This is a genomic window from Bacillus cereus group sp. BfR-BA-01355, from assembly GCF_022663675.1.
GTDB lineage: Bacteria > Bacillota > Bacilli > Bacillales > Bacillaceae_G > Bacillus_A > Bacillus_A thuringiensis_S.
In genome coordinates this window covers 1-7383 of the sequence record NZ_JAKUFY010000166.1, presented here as the reverse complement: position 1 = coordinate 7383, position 7383 = coordinate 1, and the positions used below count along the sequence as shown (strand labels likewise).

The window sequence follows — 7383 nt, the reverse complement described above, 5'->3', positions numbered from 1 at the left end:
AACAATTCAGTTGTATACAATGCTTTCAATGATTGGAATGGGTGCTTGGATTGGAGCATCTTTAGATACATATCAACGTTTTTTAAAGCGTCAAGAACGTAAACGTTGGCTTGTATTTATACATGATATACTATTTTGGATTGTCCAAGCATTATTTGTCTTTTATGTATTGCTTCTCGTAAATGAAGCTGAGTTACGTATATATGTGTTTTTGGCATTATTATGTGGTTTTGCGGCATATCAAAGCTTACTGAAAGCACTATACATGAAGCTGTTAAATTTTCTCATCTATATTTTTATGCAAACAACATATTTTTTTGTTCGAATTATACAGCTACTCATGATAAAACCTGTTATTATTATAGCGCAGCTATTTATTGCATTTATATTATTCTTATTTCGTATACTGCTTTCAATTGGACATGTGTTATGGAAAATGGTGATTTGGATATTACTTTTCATATGGAAAGTTTTTTTCTGGCCTGTTCGATTTATTGCTTCGCTCATATGGAAACTTCTCCCTAATCGTGTTAAACTTTTTATAGTGAAACATATAGGGTTCCTGCAATATATAGCAAAATTGAAGGGACATATCTTCCAAATATGGGAGCGTATAAAAAAGAAGTTAGGGGGACCTCGAAAATGAGGGAACTGAGACAAAGAACAATCGAAAAACAGAGTCCAAATCCTGTTAAAGAGCATATAATACAAACGGATGAGAACAGGAAGCGACTTTATCGCCGTTTAGCGGTTTTTCTTGTCTTTACTTTTACAATTATTGCGAGTATTAGTGTAACGTTTTATCAACAAAACAGTTCCATTAAAGCAAAAGAAGCAAAAGTTAAGGACATGAAAAAAGAACTGGATTCATTAACGAATAAAGAAAAAAGTCTAAAAGACGAAGTTCAAAAGTTAAATGATGAAGAGTACGTATTAAAGATTGCTAGAAGGGATTATTTCTTCTCTGGTAAAGGGGAGATAATTTTTCCTGTTTCGAAGTAGAGTATGTCTTATTGACACTATATTTTAGGATTATATATAATAAAGTAAAATTTGACTTTTTAACCACTAAGGAGGAGCATTTTTTTTATGTCAATCGAGGTAGGCAGCAAGTTACAGGGTAAAGTAACAGGTATTACAAATTTTGGGGCTTTTGTGGAGCTGCCAGAAGGCTTAACTGGTCTTGTTCATATTAGTGAAGTTGCTGATAACTATGTAAAAGATATTAACGATCACTTAAAAGTGGGCGACCAAGTAGAAGTAAAAGTTATTAATGTTGAAAAAGATGGAAAGATTGGTTTATCTATCAAAAAAGCGAAAGAACGTGAAAAAACAGAAGGAGATCGTCCACGCGGTGAATACCAACGCGGTGGTGATCAACAACGTTCTGGACGTCCACAACGTAATAATCGCTCTTTCAACAGAGATAATCGCGGTGGCGGTAACGACCGAGCTCCAAAAGAAACATTTGAGCAAAAGATGGCACGCTTCTTAAAGGATAGCGAAGATCGTTTAACTTCTTTAAAGCGTAACACAGAGTCTAAACGTGGTGGCCGTGGCGCACGTCGCGGATAATAAGACCGTTTAGTTTTTAACATATAGAGAGGTACCCAGAGTGATGGCTCAGGGTACTTTTTTATATGTGAAAATATATTTTAAAAAAGTTTTCAAGATATGTTGACTTTAAATAATATCTGATGTAAGATACTAATTGTCCGTTAAATACGACGACATGGCGGTGTAGCTCAGCTGGCTAGAGCGTACGGTTCATACCCGTGAGGTCGGGGGTTCGATCCCCTCCGCCGCTATATTTAATTTAACGGCCCGTTGGTCAAGTGGTTAAGACACCGCCCTTTCACGGCGGTAACACGGGTTCGAATCCCGTACGGGTCATCTAAAAAGATCATGCAAATTTGCATGATCTTTTTTTGTTAAATGGATTAAGATATACAACACTTCTACAAAATCACCCTATATTTTCTGAATATTTAATTAAAAAATCGAAATAACTTACATACCGTGTATATCTGTAGAGTTATTTCGAATAAAAAGTCGAACGATTATAAAAGTGAAAACTGTTGTTTTGACAAAAATCCCAACAATCATCTTTTATAATGACAGTAATTAAACTATGCAGGTGGTGTTAAAAGTATGCCTAAAGCAGGAAGGAATACTATGAATACAAGTGTATTGGCAATGAATGAGAGTCAGCTTGGAGGAATAAAGTGGACGAGTAAGTTGCGAATGAAATTTGAACAAGTTTTCTTTAGATGGGGATTTATTATTGTTGTTATTGGTTTTCTTTTGGGAAGAGCATATATATTAACAAATATCTTACCGTTTGCACTACCATTTTTTGCTGCTGTTTATGTTATGAAGCGGGATAAGATGCCGCTAGCATTTTTAGCTCTAATGGGAGGAGCTCTTTCAGTCTCGATAGATAATTTGTTTTTTACTTTTGCATCTATCTTTACTTTCTTCATTTATAATATCTTCTTTAGTAGATTCACACGTAAAACCGTTGGACTTGTTCCATTTCAAGTATTTATCTCCGCATTAACCGCACACTTAGTTGTTGTATATTTTGCACAACAAACTGTCACCATGTACGATTTACTCGTTAGTACCATTGAGGCTGGGCTTAGTTTTGTATTAACTATGATATTTTTACAAAGTGTTCCGCTTTTAGTAGAAAGGAAAGGAAAACAACAGGCGTTAGAGACGGAAGAAATTGTTTGTTTGATTATATTACTAGCATCTGTTTTAACGGGTACAACAGATTGGTTTGTATATGATGCTTCTATTCAACATATTTTTACACGGTATTTAGTACTAGTATTTGCATTTATTGCGGGTGCTGCTACAGGATCTACAGTGGGGGTCGTAACAGGTTTGATATTAAGTTTAGCAAATGTATCTAGCTTGTCCCAGCTTAGCCTTCTTGCTTTTTCTGGATTGCTTGGTGGGTTGTTAAAAGAAGGGAAGCGTTTAGGTGTTAGTTTAGGTTTATTAATTGGGACAAGCTTAATTACATTATATGTAGACAAACAGACAAATATTGTAACGACTTTAATTGAGTCAGGCGTAGCGATTGCTATCTTCTTATTAACGCCAAAGCTTGTTTTAGATCGTATTGCTAAATTTATGCCAGGTACACAAGAGCATTCGCAAGATCAACAACAATATTTAAGAAGGATGCGCGATGTTACAGCGAACAAAATCAACCAATTTGCAAATGTATTTGCTGCTTTATCTAATAGCTTTTCTGTATATGGGTATGTAGAGGAAGAAGATAAAGAGACAGAAGCAGATTTGTTTTTGAGTACAATTACTGCGAAAACATGTCAAACATGCTTTAAAAAGGATCAATGCTGGGTAGTGAATTTCGATAAAACGTACGATTATATGAAACAAATAATGAGTGAAACGGAAGAAGGAACCCTGCAACATAATCGTAAATTAGTTCGTGAGTGGGACAAGCATTGTGTGAGAGGGAAAAAAGTGACGGATTTAGTAGCGGGTGAATTAGATCATTTCTATGAGGGACAAAAATTACGAAAACAAATGAAGGAAAATCGTAGAATAGTTGCGGAGCAACTATTAGGTGTATCAAAGGTTATGGAGGATTTTGCTAAGGAGATACAACGAGAGCGTGAAAATCATCAGGTGCAGGAAGAACAGATTATGCAAGCGTTCCGTGATTTTGGTGTCGAAGTAGAGCATGTTGATATTTATTGTTTAGATAGAGGAAGTATTGATATTGAAATGTTGATTCCCGTTGCATCTAATGAACATGGTGAATGTGAAAAGTTAGTTGCACCGATGCTTTCGGATATCCTTAAAGAAAATATTGTCGTTAAACATGAAGAAAAGTCTTCTTATCCGAATGGCCACAGTTTAATATCATTCGGTTCGGCGAAGACGTATTCTCTTGATACGGGATTGGCCACAGCCGCAAAGGGCGGTGGATTTGTTTCGGGTGACTCTTATGCGATGATGGATTTAAGTGTTGGCAAATATGCACTTGCGATTAGTGATGGTATGGGGAATGGGCAAAGAGCTCATATGGAAAGTAAGGAAACGGTGAAATTATTACAAAAAATACTCCAATCCGGTATTGACGAAGAAATAGCGATTAAGTCTATTAATTCAATTCTTTCTTTGAGAACGACGGAAGAGATGTTTACGACATTAGACTTAGCTATGGTAGATTTGCGAGATGCGAGTGCAAGGTTTTTAAAGATCGGATCAACGCCGAGTTTTGTTAAACGCGCGAATAATATTTTGAAAATTGAAGCAAGTAATTTGCCGATGGGAATCATCGAAGATGTTGAAGTTGATGTGGTGGGTGAACAATTAAAAACGGGCGATATCCTTATTATGATGAGCGATGGGATTTTTGAGGGAGCGCAGCATGTAGAGAATCATGAATTGTGGATGAAACGAAAAATTAAAGAATTGCAAACCGAAGACCCGCAAGAAATTGCTGATATCATTATGGAAGAAGTGATTCGCTCTTGTGATGGTTATATAAATGATGATATGACTATTGTAGTGGCAAAAGTGAAGAAAAATATGCCGAAGTGGGCTACGATTCCGATTGTAGGCATGCAGGCGCAGTAAAATGTAAGTGGAATGTTTATCTAAAATTTGATTTTAAAAACCTAGGCGAATACCTAGGTTTTTTTGTGGGAAAAGGTAATGCTATTGATTTTGTGAATACAGACGGAGGATGTAAGATAAAAATGTAATTTTTGTATATCTTTTTTTTGCACAATGTTTGTAAAAGTTGTACCATTATAGACAAGGCGACTAATGTTGCTGTTCTTGTTTAATGAAAGGTGATTGCGAAGTTGAAAGATACATTTGTTGAAAAAGTAGATGACTTTGTAAAGCAGCATGATGTATTAAAGAATGATTCAACAATTGTTGTGGGAGTTTCTGGTGGTCCTGACTCGTTAGCCCTTTTATATTATTTATTAGAAAAAAGAGCGGAAAAACAGTTGGAAATTGTAGTAGCTCATGTGGATCATATGTTTAGAGGTGATGAATCTCATGAGGATTTACAGTTTGTGCAGGACCTTTGTGAAGAACTGGGAATTATTTGTGAAACGATAAGAATTAATGTATCACAATATCAACAGCAATACGGGATGAATGCACAGGTTGCTGCTAGGGAATGCAGATATGCATTTTTGGAAAGAATAATGAAGAAATATGATGCAAGATATGTTGCTCTTGGACATCATGGAGATGATCAAGTAGAGACGATTTTAATGCGTCTTGTAAGAGGGAGTACTCCGAAAGGATATGCAGGAATTGCAGTGAAGCGTCCTTTTCATAATGGATATTTAATTAGGCCGTTACTTGGGGTAACGAAGGAAGAAATTGTTGATTACTGTAATAAGCTAAATTTAATTCCACGTATAGATCCGAGTAATAAAAAGGAAGTATATACAAGGAATCGATTACGTAAATATGTCCTTCCTCACTTAAAAGAAGAAAATCCACAAATGCATGAGAAATTCCAAAAATTTAGCGTGCAGATGCAAGAGGATGAGGCTTATTTGCAGGAATTAGCTTTTGAGAAAATGAATAAAGTAATTACAAAAAAAAGTGATAAACAAATTAGCTTATCAATTCCTGCCTTTGAATCCATGTCTATGCCTTTACAAAGAAGAGGGATTCAACTAATATTAAACTATCTTTATGAATATAAGATTCCATCTTCTCTTTCTTCTATACATATTGACAAGGTGATTGAGTTTTTTAAGCGGACACAACCTTCAGGTTCACTTGATTTTCCAGGTGATTTGAAAATTGTTCGTACATACGAGGAGTGTAGCTTTAGATTTAAACAAGAAATTGTCTCTCCTTTTTTGCAAGATTTATCAGTACCCGGGATCATTACGCTATTGAACGGGGATGAATTTGTAACAGAGGTGAGCGAAGATATACCAAGTAACATGAATGAAACAGTATTTGTTGCTAAGTATAATGATATATCATATCCACTTCGTATTCGTTCTAGGGAAAATGGAGATCGCATGTCAATACAAGGTATGGATGGCACGAAAAAGATAAAAGCTATTTTTATCGAAGCGAAAGTACCAAAAGAAAAAAGGGAAGAATGGCCGGTCGTTTGTGATGCAAGTGGGAACATTATTTGGGTACCCTTGTTGAAGCGATCTGCATTTGCAATTTCGAAAGAGATGGCAAAGAAGGGTAAATATATGATTATTCACTACAAAAGCAAGGAGTCTTCCGGGAGGATAATGAAATGATGAATCAAGATATCGAAAAAGTATTAATTTCTGAAGAACAAATACAAGAAAAGGTGCGCGAACTAGGTGCAGTTATTGCAGAGGATTATAAAAACACAGTACCCCTTGCAATTGGTGTATTAAAAGGCGCAATGCCATTTATGGCAGATTTATTAAAGAGAACAGATACATATCTTGAAATGGATTTTATGGCTGTATCTAGTTATGGTCACTCTACAGTTTCAACAGGCGAAGTGAAAATTTTAAAAGATCTTGATACTTCTGTAGAAGGTCGTGATATTTTAATCGTCGAAGATATTATTGATAGTGGTCTTACACTAAGCTACTTAGTAGACTTATTCAAATATCGTAAAGCGAAGTCTGTAAAAATTGTTACATTATTAGATAAGCCAACAGGCCGTAAGGTTGATCTGAAAGCGGATTATGTTGGATTTACTGTTCCACATGAATTTGTAGTAGGATATGGATTAGATTATAAAGAGCAGTACCGTAATCTTCCTTATGTAGGCGTATTAAAACCAAGCGTTTACTCAAATTAATTAAATACAGGCTTTACAATTGTATAGGAAAGTTTTTCTATGTTACGATTTACTATAGTGTTTATGCCGTGAGAGGAGGTTAGGAATGAATCGTATCTTCCGTAATACCATCTTTTATTTACTGATATTCTTAGTAGTAATTGGAATCGTGAGCTATTTTAATGGTTCGACACAAAAAACGACATCAGTTAGCTACGACAAATTCATTACTAAACTAGAAAGCGGTGAAGTGCGTAATGTGCAACTTCAACCGAAAAATGGTGTATTTGAGGTAAAAGGACAATTCAATAACTCTAGCCAAGGAGAACAATTTGTTACTTATGCACCAAATACTGAGGAATTACAAAAGAAAATCAATGATAAAGCGAAAGGTGCCGAAGTTAAGTATCAACCAGCAGAAGAAACAAGTGCTTGGGTAACATTCTTTACTTCAATCATTCCGTTTGTCATCATCTTCATTTTATTCTTCTTCTTATTAAACCAAGCTCAAGGCGGCGGTAGCCGTGTTATGAACTTCGGGAAAAGTAAGGCGAAGTTATATAATGATGAAAAGAAAAAAG

7 protein-coding genes and 2 tRNA genes are annotated in these 7383 nt (G+C 35.5%); all 9 read left to right on the top strand.

The window, feature by feature from the left end:
* On the top strand, positions 1 to 646 hold a 646-nt coding region (gene yabQ / locus MR167_RS29390; RefSeq protein ID WP_242316091.1), incomplete at its 5' end, for a spore cortex biosynthesis protein YabQ.
* Positions 643 to 1002, top strand: a complete 360-nt coding sequence (gene divIC / locus MR167_RS29385; protein ID WP_001208739.1) for a cell division protein DivIC — start codon at positions 643 to 645, stop codon at positions 1000 to 1002. The genes yabQ and divIC, both read left to right, overlap by 4 nt.
* 87 nt (positions 1003 to 1089) lie before the next feature.
* Positions 1090 to 1575 (top strand): S1 domain-containing RNA-binding protein, encoded by a 486-nt coding sequence (locus MR167_RS29380; protein WP_000021451.1) that lies wholly within the window; start codon positions 1090 to 1092, stop codon positions 1573 to 1575.
* Between the two features lie 159 nt (positions 1576 to 1734).
* Positions 1735 to 1808: transfer RNA gene (locus tag MR167_RS29375), tRNA-Met, on the top strand.
* 13 nt (positions 1809 to 1821) lie between these two features.
* Positions 1822 to 1893, top strand: a tRNA-Glu gene (locus tag MR167_RS29370).
* Positions 1894 to 2151: 258 nt separating this feature from the next.
* Positions 2152 to 4623, top strand: a complete 2472-nt coding sequence (gene spoIIE, locus MR167_RS29365; protein WP_001123558.1) for a stage II sporulation protein E — start codon at positions 2152 to 2154, stop codon at positions 4621 to 4623.
* A 230-nt stretch (positions 4624 to 4853) separates the two neighbouring features.
* A complete protein-coding gene (tilS, locus tag MR167_RS29360) occupies positions 4854 to 6284 on the top strand; it encodes a tRNA lysidine(34) synthetase TilS (protein WP_000655456.1) in 1431 nt (476 codons plus the stop codon).
* Positions 6281 to 6823, top strand: coding sequence for a hypoxanthine phosphoribosyltransferase (gene hpt / locus MR167_RS29355; RefSeq protein ID WP_000981846.1), 543 nt, complete (start codon positions 6281 to 6283; stop codon positions 6821 to 6823). Before tilS ends, hpt begins: the two co-directional genes overlap by 4 nt.
* An 85-nt stretch (positions 6824 to 6908) precedes the next feature.
* Positions 6909 to 7383: ATP-dependent metallopeptidase FtsH/Yme1/Tma family protein (locus MR167_RS29350; protein ID WP_242316090.1), on the top strand; the 475-nt coding region annotated here is incomplete at its 3' end.